The 18864-nt window shown below is 63.9% G+C and carries 16 protein-coding genes, 1 pseudogene and 1 CRISPR repeat array; of the genes and pseudogenes, 10 read left to right on the top strand and 7 right to left on the bottom strand.

The genetic code is table 11. From position 1 onward, the window contains the following. The first annotated feature begins 85 nt into the window (after window positions 1–85). Window positions 86–953: direct repeats of the CRISPR family, unit length 28 nt; unit sequence CCTCCCTGCCGGATAGGCAGCTGAGAGA. Between the two features lie 36 nt (window positions 954–989). Next, a pseudogene (locus MXB90_RS17890) lies at window positions 990–1190 on the bottom strand (IS21 family transposase); the annotation flags it as partial. A gap of 95 nt (window positions 1191–1285) precedes the next feature. On the opposite strand from MXB90_RS17890, the gene MXB90_RS16360 reads away from it, so the two are divergent. The 3 genes from MXB90_RS16360 (at window position 1286) to proX (ending at window position 4578) form a co-directional block, all read left to right on the top strand. Beyond that, a complete protein-coding gene (locus MXB90_RS16360) occupies window positions 1286–2515 on the top strand; it encodes a quaternary amine ABC transporter ATP-binding protein (protein ID WP_250046498.1) in 1230 nt (409 codons plus the stop codon). Window positions 2516–2541: 26 nt separating this feature from the next. Continuing rightward, the gene (locus MXB90_RS16365) at window positions 2542–3468 is read left to right on the top strand and encodes an ABC transporter permease (protein ID WP_250046499.1); all 927 of its coding nucleotides are present in this window, start codon (window positions 2542–2544) and stop codon (window positions 3466–3468) included. A gap of 93 nt (window positions 3469–3561) precedes the next feature. Then, window positions 3562–4578: a glycine betaine/L-proline ABC transporter substrate-binding protein ProX gene (proX, locus tag MXB90_RS16370; RefSeq protein ID WP_250046500.1), complete on the top strand. Its 1017-nt coding sequence runs from the start codon at window positions 3562–3564 to the stop codon at window positions 4576–4578. Window positions 4579–4660: 82 nt separating this feature from the next. Here proX and MXB90_RS16375 read toward each other — a convergent pair whose 3' ends face one another. From MXB90_RS16375 to MXB90_RS16390, 4 genes are all read right to left on the bottom strand, one after another. Then, entirely contained in the window at window positions 4661–5716 is a 1056-nt protein-coding gene (locus tag MXB90_RS16375; RefSeq protein WP_250046501.1) for a helix-turn-helix domain-containing protein, read from the bottom strand. Beyond that, window positions 5713–5976: a WGR domain-containing protein gene (locus tag MXB90_RS16380; protein WP_250046502.1), complete on the bottom strand. Its 264-nt coding sequence runs from the start codon at window positions 5974–5976 to the stop codon at window positions 5713–5715. Before MXB90_RS16380 ends, MXB90_RS16375 begins: the two co-directional genes overlap by 4 nt. 198 nt (window positions 5977–6174) lie before the next feature. Beyond that, window positions 6175–6585, bottom strand: a complete 411-nt coding sequence (locus tag MXB90_RS16385; protein WP_250046503.1) for a PIN domain-containing protein — start codon at window positions 6583–6585, stop codon at window positions 6175–6177. Beyond that, complete coding sequence (locus tag MXB90_RS16390; RefSeq protein WP_250046504.1) at window positions 6582–6821, bottom strand: AbrB/MazE/SpoVT family DNA-binding domain-containing protein; 240 nt, start codon at window positions 6819–6821, stop codon at window positions 6582–6584. The genes MXB90_RS16385 and MXB90_RS16390 overlap by 4 nt, the downstream gene beginning before the upstream one ends. Window positions 6822–6893: 72 nt before the next feature. Between MXB90_RS16390 and MXB90_RS16395 the strand changes: the two genes are divergently transcribed. The 7 genes from MXB90_RS16395 to MXB90_RS16425 all read left to right on the top strand — a co-directional run bounded on the left by MXB90_RS16395 (window position 6894) and on the right by MXB90_RS16425 (window position 16156). Beyond that, window positions 6894–7937: a tyrosine-type recombinase/integrase gene (locus MXB90_RS16395; protein WP_250046505.1), complete on the top strand. Its 1044-nt coding sequence runs from the start codon at window positions 6894–6896 to the stop codon at window positions 7935–7937. A 166-nt stretch (window positions 7938–8103) separates the two neighbouring features. Then, a complete protein-coding gene (locus MXB90_RS16400; protein ID WP_250046506.1) occupies window positions 8104–8763 on the top strand; it encodes a ParA family protein in 660 nt (219 codons plus the stop codon). 1007 nt (window positions 8764–9770) lie between these two features. Beyond that, a complete protein-coding gene (locus MXB90_RS16405; RefSeq protein WP_250046507.1) occupies window positions 9771–10736 on the top strand; it encodes a Bug family tripartite tricarboxylate transporter substrate binding protein in 966 nt (321 codons plus the stop codon). Between the two features lie 113 nt (window positions 10737–10849). Further along, window positions 10850–11332 (top strand): tripartite tricarboxylate transporter TctB family protein, encoded by a 483-nt coding sequence (locus tag MXB90_RS16410; RefSeq protein WP_250046508.1) that lies wholly within the window; start codon window positions 10850–10852, stop codon window positions 11330–11332. After that, window positions 11332–12834: a tripartite tricarboxylate transporter permease gene (locus MXB90_RS16415; RefSeq protein WP_250046509.1), complete on the top strand. Its 1503-nt coding sequence runs from the start codon at window positions 11332–11334 to the stop codon at window positions 12832–12834. Before MXB90_RS16410 ends, MXB90_RS16415 begins: the two co-directional genes overlap by 1 nt. Beyond that, on the top strand, window positions 12831–14177 hold the full coding sequence (locus MXB90_RS16420) for an FAD-dependent oxidoreductase (RefSeq protein ID WP_250046510.1): 1347 nt from the start codon (window positions 12831–12833) through the stop codon (window positions 14175–14177). Before MXB90_RS16415 ends, MXB90_RS16420 begins: the two co-directional genes overlap by 4 nt. Continuing rightward, window positions 14174–16156: an oxidoreductase gene (locus MXB90_RS16425; protein ID WP_250046511.1), complete on the top strand. Its 1983-nt coding sequence runs from the start codon at window positions 14174–14176 to the stop codon at window positions 16154–16156. The genes MXB90_RS16420 and MXB90_RS16425 overlap by 4 nt, the downstream gene beginning before the upstream one ends. A 463-nt stretch (window positions 16157–16619) precedes the next feature. Here the strand turns inward: MXB90_RS16425 and MXB90_RS16430 are convergent, their stop codons facing one another. Both MXB90_RS16430 and MXB90_RS16435 read right to left on the bottom strand, forming a co-directional pair. Then, window positions 16620–17651, bottom strand: coding sequence for a replication initiator protein A (locus MXB90_RS16430; protein ID WP_250046512.1), 1032 nt, complete (start codon window positions 17649–17651; stop codon window positions 16620–16622). 329 nt (window positions 17652–17980) lie between these two features. After that, entirely contained in the window at window positions 17981–18646 is a 666-nt protein-coding gene (locus tag MXB90_RS16435) for a GntR family transcriptional regulator (protein ID WP_250046513.1), read from the bottom strand. Between the last annotated feature and the right edge of the window lie 218 nt (window positions 18647–18864).

The following is an 18864-nucleotide window of genomic DNA, read 5'->3' on the forward strand; positions in this document are numbered from 1 at the left end:
CATTCAGAATCTCCTCGTTCATCTTGCCGAGAAAATTCTACTTATGCAGCCCCTTACTTTCGGGGGGGATTACCCTACCAGAAACCCTCCCTGCCGGATAGGCAGCTGAGAGACGGAAGGACGCCGCGAACCTAGCAAAATCAAGCCTCCCTGCCGGATAGGCAGCTGAGAGAGTGAAGCGCACGGTCATCTGGCCGTTCGACATCCTCCCTGCCGGATAGGCAGCTGAGAGATGTCTCTGAACGATGCTCTAACCATACAAAGACCTCCCTGCCGGATAGGCAGCTGAGAGACCCTCGCTCGGCCAGCCCGTTGAGTAAAAACTCCTCCCTGCCGGATAGGCAGCTGAGAGAAGGCGCTGGACTGCCGGGTCTACGCTTTGGCGCCTCCCTGCCGGATAGGCAGCTGAGAGAATGCCGACGCAACAGGTGTAAACTTGAATGAACCTCCCTGCCGGATAGGCAGCTGAAAGACGTGAGAGTGTAGATTTGCAGGGTTTCGCTGGCCTCCCTGCCGGATAGGCAGCTGAGAGACGTGAGAGTGTAGATTTGCAGGGTTTCGCTGGCCTCCCTGCCGGATAGGCAGCTGAGAGATTGATGCTGCGGGCCGTGCCGAATGCGGTGGTCCTCCCTGCCGGATAGGCAGCTGAGAGAGGCACCAATGACGTTGGCAACCAGTTGGACGTCCTCCCTGCCGGATAGGCAGCTGAGAGATACTACCAGATCTCGGAAACCATGAAGGGCGACCTCCCTGCCGGATAGGCAGCTGAGAGAACAAGCTGACGGGGCAGGCGACCTATTACATCCCTCCCTGCCGGATAGGCAGCTGAGAGATTTTAGTGACTAGCCAAGAAGGGGCCGAAAATCCTCCCTGCCGGATAGGCAGCTGAGAGATCGAGCGGGCTCTCGAGACTAGACGGAGCATCCCTCCCTGCCGGATAGGCAGCTGAGAGAGTCACCCCGTCCGAATATGCCAGCCAGGCCCACCTCCCTGCCGGATATCCGCTTGGCCGTGTGACGCTGCTTGCGATGCACGGCCTTCTCGACCTCAAATCAGGTGTCGATGATCTCGGTGAACCCATCCAACCTCGAGCGCCTGATCGCCGCCTTCCGCCGATAGCCAGGCGGCGCCGAGAAGGCCAACATCTTCTTAACCGTCCCGCGCGAGATATTAAATTGCTTCGCCGCCACCCGCGCTCAACCCATGGTTATTCATAATGGGTTGATAATCTCTCATTGATTGTTTTGGGTTTTGTCTCAGGCGACTTTGGTATATGACGCCTCACATGAACGTGAAATTAGTCGCCAAAGGAGCTGTAAAGCTCTTCAACGACAGGTCCGGAGAGGCACTTGCCCGCCTCAACCGGGGAGAGTCCAAGGAGGACATCTTCCGCGCTACGGGCGCGACCGTCGCCGTAAATGATGTGAGCTTCGAAGTTCATGAAGGCGAGATTTTCGTCATCATGGGGCTATCGGGGTCGGGCAAGTCCACCCTGGTCCGAATGCTGAACGGGCTTGTTCCGCCAACGGCTGGAGAAATCTGGATCGACGGCGCAGAGATCGCCTCTTGTGGCGAGGCCCGCTTGCGCGATGTGCGCCGCCGCGAAATCACCATGGTGTTCCAGCATTTTGCCTTGTTTCCGCATATGACCGTGGCCGAAAATGTGGCCTTCGGCCTGAAGGTGAAAGGTGTCGGACGCGCCGCGCGCCGCGAGGCAGCCATCAAGGCCCTGGCGCAGGTGGGGCTGGAAGATTACGCCGATAGCCTGCCCTCGGAACTCTCGGGCGGCATGCAGCAACGGGTCGGCCTTGCGCGCGGACTGGCAACCGACCCCGAGATTTTGCTGATGGACGAGCCTTTCGGAGCCCTCGATCCGCTGATCCGCCGCGAAATGCAAGATGAGCTACGCGTGCTGCAGCGCAAATTGGGCAAGGCCATCGTCTTCATCACCCATGACCTGAATGAGGCTCTGCTTCTGGGAGACCGGATCGCCATCATGAAGGATGGCGTCTTTGTCCAGGTCGGAACTGCGCAGGAAATCGTCTCGAACCCGGCTGACGACTATGTGCGCGCCTTTGTTGCCGACATCGACCGCAGCCGGGTTTTCACCGCGGCGGATGTCGCACAGGAAGCTGCATCCGTGCCCCCCGGCGCTTCTGTCGATGAGGCTTTGCGCGCGATGGATGCCGCGGGCAGTGAAGCTGCGCATGTTGTCGATGATGGCTGCGTAGTCGGCGTCGTTACCCGTCGCGACCTTACCGAGGGCGAGCCCGTGACGCGGGTCGATCTCGCAATGCAATCCGACGCGCCCGTCGTCGAAGGCTCGAGCTTTCTGAACGAGATGTATGGCCCGGCCAGCACCGGTCTTCCGATTGCCGTGACGGATCCCCAGGGCAGGCTGATCGGAGCTGTTCCGCCGGCCGCAATTCTTTCGCAGCTTGCGGGTGAAGACCAACCGCCTGAGCCGGAAGCATCCGCCCCCGTCACCGACGAAAGCGCCGCCAGCGCGGCCTGAGTCCGCTGCAGGCAGGAGGAATACCCATGCTCAGCCCATCCGATTTTGTGATGATTCCGTTTGACGACTGGATCAACACCTTTGTTCGTGGCTTTCTGGTCCCGAATTTCCGCCCCTTCTTCCGCGCCATGCAGGTGCCGATCAACGAGGTTCTGAACGCGCTCGATGCCTTCTTCGCCTGGGTGCCGATGATCGTGATCACCGCGGCATTCGCGGTGATGTCCTGGCGGTTCACCGGTCGCGGCCTGGCGATCTTCACTCTTGTTGGCTTTTCCATCATCGACATGATGGGGCTCTGGGCCGATACCATGACCTCGCTCTCGATGATCATCACCTCGGTGTTGTTCTGTGCGATCATGGGGTTGCCGATCGGCATCTTCGCGGCCCGAAGTGATCTTGGTTGGCGCATCATCCGACCCATTCTCGACATCATGCAGACGGTCCCGTCTTTCGTCTATCTTGTTCCGATCGTCATGCTGTTTGGTGTCGGCATGGCACCGGGCATTATCGCCACGATCATCTTCGCTTTGCCCCCGATCATTCGCATGACAAATCTGGGGATCCGCAACGTGCGCGCCGACCTGATCGAGGCAGCCACCGCCTTCGGGGCGACCCCGCGCCAGATGCTACTGGATGTGCAACTGCCCTTGGCCATGCGCACCATCATGGCGGGCTTGAACCAGACCCTGATGCTGGCCTTGTCGATGGTGGTTATCGCAGCACTTATTGGTGCGGGTGGACTCGGGCTTGTGGTCAATACCGGCCTCGGAAGGCTGGACGTGGGTGCCGCGACCACGGGGGGTGTGGCCATCGTGATCCTGGCCATCGTCCTCGACCGGATCACTCAGGGACTTGTCGAGCCTCGCACAGGCCATCGCGCTTCGCTGCGCCAGATCCTCACTTCAATTTTCCGCGGCCGGGGCACGGCCGTCTTGAACGAGACGCGCGCCTGACGCGACCTCGCCCCGCCGGGCCTTCGGTTTTCGGGCCCGGCCTTGCGTCCGCCGTTTGGGCGGGCATTCGAAAACGCATGACTGGAGACAGAAATGACCCGACCCTTTCGACACGCATGTGCCATTGCCGCCCTGATTGTTGGTGCCCTGCCCGTAGGGGCGCTGGCGCAAGACAATCCCGGCGAAGGCAAGACCGTCCGCATGGCCCGCGCGACCTGGGATACCGGATGGTTCCATGGCGAGGTCTACGGCCAACTTCTTGAAGAACTGGGCTTCACGGTCGAGGGCCCACTGACCCTCGATAACCCGGCATTCTACCAATCGGTGGCGCTCGGCGATGTCGACCTCTGGGTAGATGGCGATATTCCGCTGCATAATCCCTATCTTCCCACGATCGAAGGCAGTGCCGAATTCGTCGGCGCGGTGATCAAGGCCGGCGCGCTTCAGGGCTACCTGGTCGACAAGGCCGCCGCAGAGGAATTCAACATCCGGACCCTCGACGATTTCAAGCGCGACGAGGTGAAGGCAGCGTTCGACCGCAATGGCGACGGTATGGCCGATCTGGTCGCCTGCCCGCCGGGCTGGGGCTGTGAGATCCTGATTGACCAGCATCTCGACGCCTACGATCTGCGCGATCATGTCAACCCGATCAAGGCGGGCTATCCGGCGGCGATGGCCGATGCCATCGGCGCCTATTCGAACGGCGAGCATATCTTGTTCTACACCTGGACGCCGAACTGGACCCTGGCAGAACTGAAGCCAGGCGAGGATGTGATGTGGATCGAGGTGCCCAGCGAGACCATTGAGGGCGCCAATCTGCCGGATGCACCGAGCATCGACGGCGTCGAGGGTTGCGTTGCGGATCCCTGCAAAGTCGGTTTTACACCGGGCGATATCGCACCCGTGGCAAATACTGCATTCCTCGAAGAGAACCCGGCCGTTCGGGTCCTGCTGGAGCAGGCCTCGATTCCATTGGCGGATAGCATGGCGCAGAATCTCGCGATGCGGAACGGCGACGACGATATCGAACGCCAAGCTGCGGAATGGATCGAGAAGAACCGAGCGACTGTCGATCAGTGGCTGCAGGCCGCACGCAACAGCGTCGACTGAGCCTTCAACGAATAGATCCAGTCAAGAGGGCGTCACTCCAGGGTGGCGCCCTTCTGTTTGTCTTTGGGGAAACGCCCCCGCCTCACAAAGCTGCGGTCCAGACCCTGTAGCGCCCCTGCCCGGTCACCTCGCGCAGAAGGCCTCGCACCACGAGCCGGTCGATATTACGCTGGACGGCGGCGCGGGACGCCCCGGTTTTGGCCTCCGCCAAGGGCGCAGTGACCAGTGGCCAGGCGGCGAAGACGGCAAGCAGACGCGCCGGGGTGCGGCCGGAAAGATCGGCCACCGCAGCCTGCGCCGCCTGCTCCCAGGCCGCGATCCGGTCAAGCTGCAGCAGCGCGGCGAGACTGGCCTGTTCGGCCCCGGCAATCCAGGCCGAGAGCTTGTGGGCGGGATCGCCCTGCCCGCGCAGGGTCCGGGTCCCGGTCATCGCCAGCGGCAGGAACAGGGCCCCCTGCCCCGGCCGGCGTGTCATGGTGGCCCCCTGGCGCGCCGCGAGCACGGCCGCTTCGATGTCGCGGGTCGGCGAGGGATCCAGGGCCCGCCAAGCGTGGAACAGGAAGGCCCCCTGCACCACCGGATGCAACCCCTCGGCCAGGACCAGCAGGTCCGACAGATCCGCCAGTGTCCCGGTCTCACCATTCGGCAGGCCCGTTCCTCGCACCCCGTCCGACGCCTCCCCTGCCCGTTCCAGAAACGCCGCGAGCCCCGCACCGGGGGGCGGCCCGCCTGAAAGCCGGCGCAGCGCCCAGCCGGCGCGGGCCAGGGCCTGTTCGGTATCCTCGGTGGAGCCGATCCGCAGCGCGGCCCAGAGCCCGATCCGCTCCCCCGACAGCCGGTCGCCCAGCCACCATGACAGGTCCGCCACCTCGCGCAGGGCCAGACGCTGCAGCAGGCCCTCCCCCGCCCCGCGCAAGCGGCCGTCGAGTTCCCCGAAGACCTGGGTCAGCCGCGCCAGGTCAGAACTCAGGAAGTCCTGGGCCGCACGCCAGGGCGCGGGATCAAAGAGCGGGGTCCGGGGTGCCCGCGGTAGTGGCGAGGCGCCGGGCGGCAGATCGTCAGCCTCAGGATCCGGCCCGGGCAGGAACCACAGATCGGCCTCGGCCGTCTCTTCCGCGTCCGGGCCCCCACCGGTCATCCGGGATCGCCCAGCGGCAGGTCGAGTTGCTGCGGCAAGAGGACATAGCCGCGCCGGGTCTTGCGCCGGGCCAGGTCATCGGCCGCGGCCCGTGCGGCGTCTTCGGAGGCGAAGCTCTCGATCCGCTCCCGGCTCCAGCGACCGATCCGGCCCCAGCGGTGCCGCAGGCAGGTGATATCGAAGAGATCCGGCCCGATCTCGATCTCATGAAACCGGAAGCGGTTCCGGTCGGGACGATGCTGTTCGAGGCGCAGGATCATCGGGTTACGAGAGTTTGGGGCAGGACATGACAGAAGGAAGATTACACCCATATTGCGCAAAAAAATGCAGAAAAAGCGCAGCACCCGGGACTTTTTCCCGCGGCGTTTTTGATCACGATAAGTCTCTCTTATCGTGACTCTTGAACTCAAGCCAAGGCGGCCGCAGACTGGCCGGGTTCCCGCCGCCCGAAGGCCCGCTCAATGATCCGCCACTCCCCCCAGCGCCCGCATGCCGGGCAGGCTTGCCGCCTTGCGATCGAAAGTCACCGTTTCCCGGCAGCCCGCCCCCTGCCCGGCCAGGGCGACCATCTGATCGGCAAAGCCTGCGCCGCCCTTGCGATAGCGATCGACGGCGACAGCGACCCGGTCCGCGGTCTCGATCACCAGCTCGCGGGCCTCCAGGAGTCCTTCGAGGGCCTGGGCGATGTCGCTGCGCGGCAGGCGATAGGCCCGCTCCAGCACCCAGACCAGTTCGACCAGAACCTCGCGGCAGACAAAGCCGGGCTCCGCTTCGGTCAGGGTCCCGATCACCGCGGAGGCCGCCCGGGCCTGGTCCGGGTCGTCCTGAACGAGAAACCGGACCAGCACATTGGTGTCGAGCCCGATCACAGGTCCGTTGCCCCTTCGGCGATCGCCGCTTCCATCTCCTCGAGGCTGACGACCCGCGAGACCCGGGTCTTCAGAAGGCCTGCAAGCCCGGCAACGGGCTGGAGCCGGACAAGCCGCACCTCGCCGTCATCGAGGATCATATACCGCAGCCGGTCACCAGGGCTCAGCCCCAGCGCCGTCCGCACTTCTTTCGGCAGGGTGGTCTGGCCCTTGCTGGTGACCGTGGATTCCTGCATCGCGCCCTCCAAGGCAGAAGTTGCATTCGCCTTACATATCGCATTTTTGCCTTCCCCTTTCAAGGTTGCGCCATGACCCCGCTCACCCTGCCCACTGGCATCCAACTATCCGAGGCCGACGCAGCTGCGCTGACCGAGCTCTATCGCCGCGGAACACCCGCCAACACACTGCGGGCCTGGGAACGCGATCTGGCCTATCTTGCGGTCTGGAAGGGCGCGGCTTTCAGCACCCCGCTGTCCTGGCCCGAGGAGGAGGCGGTGGCGCTGCGGTTCCTTCTCGATCATGCGCAGGACCTGACCGAGCAGCCCGGACCGGCTCAGGACGTGGCGCTTGAGTTGATCGCGCGCGGGCTGCGCCGCAGCTTGGCTGCGCCCGCCCCGGCCACGCTCGACCGTCGCATCGCCAGCTGGCAGGCGTTCCACCGGATGCGCAACCTGCCCTCCCCCTTCACGGCGCCGCTGGTGCAGCAGGCCCGGAAGAAGGCGCGGCGCGCCCTGGCCAGGCCCCGGGTCCCGAAATCGCCAAAGCCGGTGACGCGGGAGATCCTCGAGGCCCTGCTCGCGAGTTGTGATGCCAGCCACCGCGGGATCCGCGACCGGGCGCTCCTGATGCTCGCCTTTGCCTCGGGCGGGCGGCGGCGGGCGGAAGTGACGGCGCTGAATGTCGAAGACATCGGCCGGGAGGATTTCGCCGCGACGGGCCGGCTCTGGTTGCGACTTCTGGAGACCAAGACCACGCGACCGGACCAGGCGCCACGCTTGCCGCTGAAAGGCCGGGCCGCCCGCGCCCTGGTGCATTGGCTCGACGTGACGGGGATGGCGGAGGGCCCCTTGTTCCGCCCGGTGTCGAGATCCGACCGCCCCCTGCCCCGCCGCCTCGCACCCGATGCGCTGCGGGTGATCCTGCGCCACCGATTGCGTCTTGCGGGGCTGCCTGCGGATTACGCCACCCCGCATGGGCTGCGCTCTGGCTTTCTGACCCAGGCCGCCCTCGACGGCGCACCTTTGGCCGCCGCCATGCAGCTCAGCCTGCATCGCTCCGTCACCCAGGCCCAGAAATACTATGCGGATGTCGAGATCAGCGAAAACCCGGCGACGGATTTGTTGGGAGGATGAAGGCGCGGCCGATGCTCGGCTTGGTTCCAAGATAGCTCATGCAATACAGGTTCTTATAAATATCCGGTAAATAAAATAATCGGATAAAAATAAAAACCAGATTGTTTTAGTTATTGGATATTTGAAAATATCTGGTAAAAGTTGGTGGCGAAAATCAGGAGATCACATGCCTACGATCGTCATCGCCTCTCCGAAGGGGGGCGCGGGAAAGTCCACGACTGCCGTCATACTTGGAACTGAACTCGCGCATGCGGGAGCAGAGATTGTCATGATCGACTGCGACCCAAACGCATCCCTCAGAATGTGGGCCGAGAGGGCACCTCTCCCAATACGGATGTCGATCCTCTCGAACATCGGGGAGTCAGAGATAGTCCGAACGATCAAGCAGCACGATCAGGATGGGAAAATTGTCGTCGTCGACCTTGAGGGGGTCGCATCACGCTTGGTGTCTCGCGCAATCAGCCAAGCGGATCTCGTGATTACGCCGATGCGAGCGACAACTTTGGATGCGACAATCGGCGTCCGCGCCCTAGCACTTATCGCGGAAGAGGAAGAGGCCTTGGACCGAAAGATACCTCATGCTGTCGTATTTACGATGACGAAGGCAATCAAATCAAAGCAGCACTCAGGGATCGCAGAGTCGTTGGCGACACAAGGGGTCGATGTAATCGATCCGCCGTTGATGGAACGCGCGGCCTTCTCGGCGCTGTTCGAGTTCGGTGGAAGTCTTCGGTCCATGCCGGCCCAAGGCAACATGGAAGCCGCTATCGAGAATGCAGCAAGTTTCGCGCAGGCGGTCTACAAACGTCTCGCAGGAGAGGGATGAAATGACGGAAGGAAAGCCGTTCAGTGTCGATTTGGGCCGGCTGAAGTCGAGGGCTAAAGATACGAGTCCACAAGCCATCGAGAAGACCGATAGGGCAGGGGATGATCATGGCTTTGTTCCCCGTAACGTCGGGAAGCGCCGCGGACGAAAGCCGAGCCCAAGGACCGGACAAGTCCACGCAAAAGTTATGCCTCAAGTTTCTGATGAGATTGCAAACGAAGCTCGCCGTAGGGGCGTGCAGCAGGGTGTGATCATTGAGGAGGCCTGGGAACTCTACAAAAATAAAATCCGGTAAATCTATTTATCCGGTTTACACATGTTGGCGCTGCTCGCCAATCACCTTGGTTAAGCTAGGCTCTCCATCATTCCGCCGGTGAGAAAACGTGGGCGGTGTGACCTCAAGTCCCCAGTGGTATCGACCCCAAGTTAGGTCACGACCAACTTATTGAAATCAGGAAGGGCAGGGGGGCTTTGGTCAAAAGTAACCGTTTAGGTAATCAAAGCAGCGTGCATGGTAGCAGCCAACCATATCTATCAATGCATGCTGAGATCCTGCGGGGTGCGGCAGGATAAGGGGTGCAGTCGAGCCATGCCGCGACGATCCGGTTGTATACCTCGACGCAGATCCCGCGGGACATACAGACAATCATCGCTTTCCCGCCGTCCATCCCCTCCAGTCGCGCGTCGGAGTGCTTGAGAATCTCCTCAGCCCCCCGCATCCACCCCCCCCTATGCTATACGCTCAACGCATGACTTAACGGGCGATTTCGTCGCGGCGCAGGCCAAGGTCAGCCGCGGCAAAAACATTAGCAAACTGGTTGCCTCCATGTTCCGCCACGGCCGGGACGGGCGCGGCTTCCGTGTCCCCGGCATCGTCGGCGGTTGGCGTCCCGACCACCACCTCCGGCGAGGAATGATGCTTACGATTGACAGTTTACAGATCTCTCTCCTAGTCTTCGATCAAGACAGTGCGAGATAATCGCCGCCAAAAGGGAGGAAATCAGACCATGATGAACCGTCGAACCATGATTCTCAGCTCCACCGCAACTGTGGCGCTCGCGGGAGTCCGCCCGCTCGCGGCACAATCCTGGACATCGCAGCCGGTAATGCTGATCAACCCCTTCTCCGCCGGCTCGGCGGTGGACGTGGTCGCGCGGCTACTGGCCGACAACCTGACGGCGCGGCTCGGCAGCCCCTTTCTGGTCGAGAACCGGACCGGGGCCTCGGGGGTGATCGGAACCGAAGCTGTCGCCCGGGCCGAGGCCGACGGGACGACCTTCCTTGTCGGCTCCTCGGGTTCGATGGGGATCAACCCGTCGCTGCTGCCCGACCTGCCCTATGACGCACGCTCCGACTTTGTTGCTGTGAGCCATGTCGTCAGCTTCCCGCAGGCGATCTGCGTCGCCCCGCGGCTAGGCATCACCACGCTGGATGATCTGGCCGAACTGGCGCGATCACGGCCGGGCGAGCTGCGCTTCGGCTCCTCGGGCGAAGGCTCGACCTCGCATCTAGCGATGGAGCTGGTCAACGCCGAACTCGGGCTCGACATGATCCATGTGCCCTATCGCGGCGGCTCGCTGGCGATCCAGGCGCTGATCTCCGGCGAGATAGACGTCGCCACCGAGGGGCTACCCTCGCTGCCCGGCCAGATCGAGGCGGGCGAGGTCATCCCGATAGCGGTCACCTCGCACGACCGCTCACCAAACTATCCCGAGGTGCGAGCTGTATCTGAGACGATCCCCGGCTTCGACACCGCCGCCTGGATCATCCTCTTCGCGCGCAGCGGCACCGATCCTCAGGTCGTCGATACCTTCGCCCGCGAGCTGCAGTCCTCGCTGGAGGCGCCCGAGGTGCGCGCTCGGCTAGACGAAATCGGTGCCGTCATCCATGGCCGCACGCAGGCCGACACGGTGGCCTTCCACCAAGCCGAGCTGGAGAAATGGGCCCGCGCGGTGGAGCTGGCCAAGCGCTGAGTGCACGGCCGTCGGGACACCATCCCGGCGGCCACGCTGGCAGGGGACACCGCGGAGACAGACATAGCGGCGGCGGCGCCGCCAACTGGGGACGCATGATCGACGGAGGACGCATGATCGATGCGCGATGGCGGCCGGTGCTTGGCTATCTATTGCTGATCTCGGTTGCAGTTCTGGCACTGTGGCTTGGGCGGGGGCTGGCCTTCGGCCGGGTGGCCCAGATCGGGCCGGGATTCTTTCCCACGGTTATCTCCATCAGCCTAATCGCGCTGGCGACGTTCGGCGCCCTGACCGAAGTGGCGCGACTGCGCCTCAGCCCGGACCCCGACGAAGTCGAGAGCGGCGACTGGCCTCTTCCGGTTGACTGGGTGAGCCTTGCCACCATCCCCGCCGCGGTGCTGGCCTTTGCCATCACGGTGCGGCCGCTGGGGCTGGTGCCTGCGGTGGTGCTGTGTTTCGTCATCGCCTCGCTCGCCGACGGCAGGTCGCGCTGGCGGCTGGTTCTGCCACTGTCGGCGGCGGCGGCGGCGGTGTGCTGGTTAATCTTCGTGCAGCTTCTGGCGATGCCGATCCGGCCCTGGAGGTGGCCGTTCTGATGGATATGCTCGCCAACATGGCCGCAGGCTTTGCCGTGGCGCTGTCGTGGAACACCCTGCTCTATTGCCTAATCGGCGTGACGCTGGGCACCTTCATCGGCGTGCTGCCGGGCATCGGCTCGCTCGCCGCAGTGTCCATGCTGCTACCGGTGGTGTTCTATCTCGAACCGACGACCGCGCTGGTGATGCTGGCGGGCGTATTCTACGGCGCCGAATACGGCGGCTCGACCGCTTCGATCCTGCTCAACCTGCCGGGCACAGCCTCGGCGGCGGTGACCTGCCTCGACGGCCACCCGCTGGCGCGACAGGGCCGGGCGGGGGTGGCACTGTTCGTCACCACGATCGCCTCGTTCTTCGGGGCGGCGGTAGGCATCTTGGTGTTGACATTCGCCGCGCCGCTGCTGGTCCACCTGGCGCGCAATTTCACCTCGGCCGAGTTCTTCGCCGTGATCCTGCTGGGGCTGGTCAGCGCGGCTACGATCAGCAGCGGCTCGGCGTTGCGCGGGTTGACGATGGTGCTGTTCGGGCTGTTGCTCGGCACGGTCGCGATCGACATCAACTCCGGCGCGCAGCGGTTCACCTTCGGGATACCCGCGCTCTATGACGGCTTCAGCATCGTGGTGGTGGCAATGGGGCTGTTCGGGGTGTCCGAGGTCATGCTGTCGATCCGCCGCCCCGGCGGCATCGCACAGCAGGGCCGGATCGGGCTGCGCTCAATGATCCCCTCGCGTGCGGACATGCACACCTTTCCCGCCCCGGCAACGCGCGGCGCGCTGATCGGCTCGTTCATAGGCGCGCTGCCGGGGGCGGGCCAGACCATCGCCGCCTTTCTCAGCTACGGCGTGGAGAAGCGCGTGTCGCGCCGCCCCGAGCGCTTCGGCAAGGGCGCGATCGAGGGCATCGCCGCACCCGAATCCGCCAACAACGCCGCAAGCATCACCGCCTTTCTGCCGACGCTGACGCTGGGCATTCCCGGCAGCGCCACCATGGCGCTGATCCTCGGCGCGCTGATGGTCTACGGTATCACACCGGGCCCGATGCTGATCGAACGCAATCCCGAGCTGTTCTGGGGGCTAATCGCCAGTTTCTGGATCGGCAACATCATGCTGACAGTGCTCAACATCCCGCTCATCAACCTGTGGGTGCGATTGCTGCGGATTCCCTATGCCTATCTCTATCCCACCATTCTGGTGCTGGTCTGCATCGGCGTGTTCTCGGTCAACCTAAACGTGCTCGACGTGGTGCTGGTAGTCGGCTTCGGGCTGCTGGGCTACGCGCTGCGGCTGGCCGGGTTCGAGCCGGCGCCCTTGCTTCTGGGCTTCATCCTCGGCCCGCTGCTTGAGGAGAACCTGCGCCGCACGCTGCTGGTGAGCCGGGGCGATTTTCTGGCCATGCTGGAGCGGCCGCTGAGCGGGACGATCCTGGCGATCACCGCACTCCTGCTGGTATGGGCGCTTGCGGCGCCGCTGTGGCGCGCGCTGCGGGCGCGGGGGGCGCCATGAACCGGCGGCCACGCATCGCTATCGCCGGAGCTGGAGCCGCCGGGCTGACGGCGACCTTTGCCGCGGCGCGGGCCGGGGCAGAGGTCCTGCTGGTTGAGCGTAGCGACGGCAGCCAGTCGAACCTCGCCATCGGCGGCGGGCTAATCGCCGCGGCTGGCACCCCGGCTCAGGCCGCGGCCGGCATCGATGACAGCCCCGCCCGGTGGCGGGCCGACATCGACGCGGCCACCGGCAGCACCCTGCCCGAGGGGCTGGTGACCTGCGTGACCGCGGGCGCCGCCCCAGCGCTGGCGCTGATTGAGGCGGTCTGCGGCGACCGCTTCGGCCTAGTCGAGGGCGGATCCATTGCCGGCCACAGCCGGCCGCGGCTGCACGAGCTAGGCGACCGAAGCGGCCCGGCACTGGCGGCCCTGATGCTCCAGCACGCGGCGGCGCTACCCGGCGTGCAGCTCTTGCGCGACACCCCGGCCGAGGGGTTGGCGATCGAGGCAGGCCGGGTCACCGGCATTAACCTCGCCGGCCGAACGGAACGGGTCGACGCAGTCATCCTCGCCTCAGGCGGCTTCGGGGCGGCGGCAGACTTGGTAGCCCGGCACATCCCAGCACTGCGCGGGGCGCTGCACATCGGCAGCCCCACCAACCTGGGCGACGCGCTGCGCTGGACCGAAGCGCTAGGGATCGAAGGTATGTTCTTGGAGGGCTATCAAGGACATGGCCATGCCACCGTGGACGGGATGGGCCGACTCGGGATCGGGCTGACCTCGATGGGCGCCATGCTGGTCGATACCACCGGCCGGCGTTTCGTGCGCGAGGATACCGGGCCTTCAGCGATGGCGGCGCATGTGCTGGCCTGCCCCGGCGGCCGAGCGATCGAGATCTGGTCCGAGCCGCAGCACGCGCGGTTCCTGCACTTCGCCGCCTATCGCGATTGCATATCGCGCGGGGCGGTGGGCCGGTTCGACACGCTGGAGGCGCTGGCGGCGGCACATGGCCTGCCCGAGGCGGCGCTAGCCCGATCGCTGGCGGAGTTCAACGCCGCGGCGGCGGAGACGGCCGCCGATCCGCTGGGCCGGGTCAGCCACGGCGCCCCGCTCGCGCCGCCGTTCTGGGCGGCGGCGGTGACCGGGGCGCTGGCGCACACCCAGGGCGGGCTGCCGATCGATGCCGCGGCGCGTGTGATCGGGCCAGCGGGGCGGCCGGTTCCGGGGCTCTACGCCGCCGGCGGCGCGGCGCTGGGGCTGACCGGCGCGGCCCCCGAGGGCTATCTCTCAGGCAACGGCCTCGGCCATGCGGTGGCGCTCGGCGCAATCGCAGGGGCCGCCGCCGCAGGAGCCGCCGCATGACCGAGCCTTTCCCACACCTCGCGGCACCCTTGCAGCTGGCCGGGCACCGACTGCGCAACCGGGTCGTGCACGCCTCGATGACCACGCGGATGCAACGCGACGGTCGGGTGACCGAGGCGATGATCAACTACAACGCCAACCGCGCCCGGGGCGGCGCCGCTCTGGTGGTGACCGAGCCGCTGGGGATGATCCGCCAGCACGCCGAGCTGCCGCGGGTGCAGGTGCGCAATCCGGCGGCGCTGAACGGGCTGCGCCGGCTAGCCGGCGAGGTGGCTGAGGCCGACAGCCTGCTGCTCGCGCAGGTGCAGGACCCCGGACGCGGCCGGCACGCGCCGGGCCGCAACCCGCGCGCCATCGGCGCGTCGGCGCTGCCCGACGACCTGAGCTGGACCGTCCCTGAGGCGCTGCAACCCTGGCAGATCCGTGACCTTGTCGCAGACTTCGCCGAGTCTGCCGCAGTGCTGGTTCAGGCGGGTTTCGCCGGAGTCGAGATATCGGCGGGGCACGGACATCTGTTCCACCAATTCCTGTCGCCGCAGTCGAACCGGCGCGACGATGACTATGGCGGCGATGCGGAACGCCGCTGCCGGCTCCTGCGCGACCTGATCGCAGCGCTGCGTGATGCCTGCGGCACCGCGACGGTAATCGGGCTGAAGCTACCGGGCGACGACGGCGTGCCCGGCGGCATCGATCCGACGGCCGCCGCCGACATCGCCCATCAGTTGACCGCCGGCAATGCGGTAGACTACGTCACCTTCTGCCAGGGCGCCCACGGTCCGTCGCTGGAAGATCACCTTCCCGACCGCTACGGCCCGCCGGTGCCGTTCCGCGGATTGTTCCGCCAGCTCCGGCCGGCACTGAACGGGGTGCCGCTGATGGCGCTCGGCCGGATCACCGACCCGGCCGAGGCAGAGGCGCTTCTGGCCGCTGGCGAGGCAGAGATGATCGGTCTGGGCCGCACACTGCTGGCCGATCCCGCATGGTTCTCCAAGGCCCGCGCAGGGCGCAGCCACGACATCCGCTACTGCCTGTCGTGCAACACCTGCTGGGGCTACGGTTCGATGTTCGGTGCGGCCCTGCGCTGCGTCAACAACCCACGCGTCGGCCGCCCCGACGAGGCTGACCATCGCCCTTCGCCCGCCCCGACACCGCGTCAGGTGGTAGTGGTCGGCGCCGGCGTCGCCGGGATGGAGGCCGCCTGGGTCGCCGCCACGCGCGGCCACCGCGTCACTGTCTTCGGCAGCGGCCCCGAGGTGGGCGGGCGCACACGGCTGCGCGCGCTGCTTCCCGGCGGCGACACCGTCACCAGCATCGCCGACTATCAGCTTGCCGCCGCCCGGCGCGCTGGGGTCCAGCTGGAGCTGGGCGTGACCGCAACGGCGGCAGACGTCACCGCGCTTAACCCTGACGCGGTCATCCTCGCCACAGGCGCGGAGCTGTCGGTCCCCGACTGGCTGCCGCCCGAAGCCGCGTCCGAGGGCTGGGCGCAGGGCCTCGACGCTGCGGTCTGGGGCCTCGTCGGGCGCGCCGGCCGAATCCCCGGCACCGCAGTGATCCACGACATGGACCAGAGCGACTCCGTTCACGCCGCCGCCGAATTCCTGCGTAACCGCTTTGATCGGGTGGTTCTGGTCACCCCGCGCGACGGTGTGGCCGAAGATCTCTGGATCGTGGCTCGCCAGGGCATCCTACGTCGGCTCTACCGTCAGGGGATCGAGGTCGCCCGCTCCAGCGCCCCGGTCTGGTCCGATGCAATCGCCGAGGGCCGGCTCATGCTTCGAAACCTCCACAGTGGAACCGAAACCCTCCTTCCCGACGTTGCGCTGATAGCCTGGGCCACGCCCCGCAGGCCGCGCGTCTCACTAGCCGACCCCCTGCATGCCCACGGCCTACGGGTCCTCAAGGTCGGCGACGCCCGCGCGCCCCTCGACTTGATGGAAGCAACCGCCGAGGGCCACGCCGCCGGCGAGGCCGTCTGACCGAACCGCGGCCCGGGCGGGGACCGGCACGCGGACCGCCCCCCCGATGTCTCAACCCGAGGCCCCAATGGGGGGCGCCCCCCGCCCGAGTCGCTAGATCGTCGCGGATCGCGTTGGCGCGGGGTAAACGTGACTTCGGAATCTCACGCATCACGCAGGCGGCATTGACAGAAGAAGATGCAGAGTATGTCAGAGCACACCTATGCCGATGCGTTGACCGCCGCGGTCGAGCGCTGGACTTCGAAGAATTCCGGGCTGCAGACTGCTCTCATCGTCTCCGATACTTGCGCCCTGTCCATTGGCGACGGTGATGAAACCAGCAGTAGCGACATGAACCGGGTAGGGTGGACTGATCGAGGTTCACTGCAATGCACATATTTTCGTCATTTCACACACCTAACTCTACACTTTCACGCACCACTGAGACCGTGCGATTTGTCGTGGCCCGCACTCGAGGCTGTGATCAGAGATTCTGATACCCGCCACGCTTTTTGCAGAAAGCCAGGAAGTGCTTATCGGGGTCCTTGACCTCAATTGCTTTCTCATGAACCCACGAACGCCATTCGTCCTCCAGACCGTAAACATCCCAGCCCGGTGCCAGGGAGCGCGCCACTTCATGAGTGTCAAGATTGCGGAACCGCAATGCCGGGAAGGGTAGGGGGAGAACCACTTCTCCTGATTTGGGGCGGAAGACAACATTGTCGCCTTCAATCGACATCCGGTAGTCGGGCATGTGATCATGATGCATGTCATCTTCGATGATCTTGCCGATCAGCCGGCGGAATTCTTTCACGGTAGACCCAGAGCCACACTTGTCGCGCAGAAGCTCCAACCCGCACTTCCATTGCGGCTGAGAGCCGCAATGCTTCCGGGCCAATTCATAGAGGCGGCGCTCCAAGGGCTTCCGGAGGAAAAAATATTGCTTGTTGAGCGAAAGAACATGGTTGTTTTCAATCGCGTCGAAGACCCAATCTGATAACTTGATCTCTACGTCGAGCATCCTGCCATCGCGCGTCTCGCGAACAATTTCGGCAGACTCAATCAGACCGAAGACCTTGTAGTATTCCTTGCCTCCCTGACGAATATTTGTCTCAATCTGTGTGCCCTGAAGCCGACGAAGCGCTTCCTTCAAAAGCTGATAGCCTTGCCCGGAAGTCTGACGGTTGGTTGCAACCAAAAGATCATACGCTTTGAAGCGCATCGAGCGGGTCACCTGCCGCCCTTCGTTAAGCGCCGCCATACACTGGCTGATGCAGTAAATAAGCACATCCCGATCATGGACAGTCGCCAAGCCATATCGGGAAGGCGAAACTTCGATGAAGTTGTCACCGCGCTCATAACGTCGTGGCTTCAAATCAGGCTTCGTCGAGAGAGTAAAGACGGGATGCTCCATCGATGCCATGTCACCCTTAGGCACGGCATCAACTATGTCACAGACAAAAAGATCCTTCTGAGGGTGCCGATCAGGCAGCAAAGGTGAGCGCATATTCGTCATTTCACACACCTCCAGAATCGGTGGAACATCAGCTTTTCAAACATCATCGCCCACTATCGTCATTTCACACACGGCCAGTCAAGCATCGTCATTTCACACACCGATCAGCTTGTGGATAACTCTTGCTGGAATCGTCATTTCACACACCAGTTATCGTCATTTCACACACCAGTTATCGTCATTTCACACACCGGACCGTAAATTTTTCCATTTATTTTTATGGGCTTACGGAATGTTTTACGATGTGTAACTCTATATAACTCTATTTTAACTCTCTCAACCTGACCGACTCTCATGAAGTGAACCCGCACAAAAGTGCCTTCCATATTTTACACGGAGACGTTCGCATCCAGCAGGGCCAGCGTGCTTTCGCGGGCGGATCGGATATGAGCGCGCATCGCAGCCTCAGCCTGATCCGGATCGCGAGCACGCAAGAAATGTAAGATCTTCTTATGTTCTGCCAGTGCTTCCTCAGCCCGACCCGGACGGGAAGACGACTTCAGCCGGTGGATGCGCAGCTGGTAATAGACCTCACTTAGCAACAAATTCGATATATTCGTGCATCCCGACAAGCGGGCAATGGTGAAGTGAAAATCCTCATCCATGGTTTTCTGCCGATAAGCGGTGCTGCCCCGTATCGTGTCCTCATGCCGCTTGAGCATCTTTTCCAGTTCTAAAAGATCCTGATCCGAGATGTTTTCGGCCGCCAGACGAGCAGCCATGCCTTCCATCGCTTCACGCAGATAAAACAGCTGGCGCAAGCCGTCGGCACCGAATTCGATCACCCGCACACCGATGCGCGGGACGCGCTGCACCAGTTTGCCTTCCAGGCGCTGCAACGCCTCGCGGATCGGGCCGCGGCTGATGCCCAGTTCCCGCGCCAACTTGGATTCGGATAACTTTTCGCCAGGCTCGAATTCACCCGATGTGATCGCATCGACCACACGGTCGAACACCTCGGAGGCCAGGGAATTCAATCTGATCGGCTCTACCATGCGCAAAATACCTCAATTCATTGCCCTAGCGATAGCGCATAGTAACTATTACCACAATTGCCGCAAACTGTCTTCAATTGATACCCCACATCGCAAACTGTTGACAGAGAACAGCCGCCCGTCCATCTTCTAGGGAACAAGCCGGCCGGCCCTGGGCCCGGCGCATCCAGTGGAAAGACCCATGCGGAATACCGAAAAGCTTCGCCAACTTGTCGCGG

This window comes from Phaeovulum molybdatiresistens, from assembly GCF_023544865.1.
In the GTDB taxonomy this organism is placed as follows: Bacteria; Pseudomonadota; Alphaproteobacteria; order Rhodobacterales; family Rhodobacteraceae; genus Pontitalea.

Excerpts from the sequence above, each read along its gene's own strand:
- MXB90_RS16360 (WP_250046498.1), top strand. The coding sequence starts at position 1,286 with ATGAACGTGAAATTAGTCGCCAAAGGAGCTGTAAAGCTCTTCAACGAC.
- MXB90_RS16365 (WP_250046499.1), top strand. The coding sequence starts at position 2,542 with ATGCTCAGCCCATCCGATTTTGTGATGATTCCGTTTGACGACTGGATC.
- proX (WP_250046500.1), top strand. The coding sequence starts at position 3,562 with ATGACCCGACCCTTTCGACACGCATGTGCCATTGCCGCCCTGATTGTT.
- MXB90_RS16375 (WP_250046501.1), bottom strand. The coding sequence starts at position 5,716 with ATGACCGGTGGGGGCCCGGACGCGGAAGAGACGGCCGAGGCCGATCTG.
- MXB90_RS16380 (WP_250046502.1), bottom strand. The coding sequence starts at position 5,976 with ATGATCCTGCGCCTCGAACAGCATCGTCCCGACCGGAACCGCTTCCGG.
- MXB90_RS16390 (WP_250046504.1), bottom strand. The coding sequence starts at position 6,821 with ATGCAGGAATCCACGGTCACCAGCAAGGGCCAGACCACCCTGCCGAAA.
- MXB90_RS16395 (WP_250046505.1), top strand. The coding sequence starts at position 6,894 with ATGACCCCGCTCACCCTGCCCACTGGCATCCAACTATCCGAGGCCGAC.
- MXB90_RS16400 (WP_250046506.1), top strand. The coding sequence starts at position 8,104 with ATGCCTACGATCGTCATCGCCTCTCCGAAGGGGGGCGCGGGAAAGTCC.
- MXB90_RS16405 (WP_250046507.1), top strand. The coding sequence starts at position 9,771 with ATGATGAACCGTCGAACCATGATTCTCAGCTCCACCGCAACTGTGGCG.
- MXB90_RS16410 (WP_250046508.1), top strand. The coding sequence starts at position 10,850 with ATGATCGATGCGCGATGGCGGCCGGTGCTTGGCTATCTATTGCTGATC.
- MXB90_RS16415 (WP_250046509.1), top strand. The coding sequence starts at position 11,332 with ATGGATATGCTCGCCAACATGGCCGCAGGCTTTGCCGTGGCGCTGTCG.
- MXB90_RS16420 (WP_250046510.1), top strand. The coding sequence starts at position 12,831 with ATGAACCGGCGGCCACGCATCGCTATCGCCGGAGCTGGAGCCGCCGGG.
- MXB90_RS16425 (WP_250046511.1), top strand. The coding sequence starts at position 14,174 with ATGACCGAGCCTTTCCCACACCTCGCGGCACCCTTGCAGCTGGCCGGG.
- MXB90_RS16430 (WP_250046512.1), bottom strand. The coding sequence starts at position 17,651 with ATGACGAATATGCGCTCACCTTTGCTGCCTGATCGGCACCCTCAGAAG.
- MXB90_RS16435 (WP_250046513.1), bottom strand. The coding sequence starts at position 18,646 with ATGGTAGAGCCGATCAGATTGAATTCCCTGGCCTCCGAGGTGTTCGAC.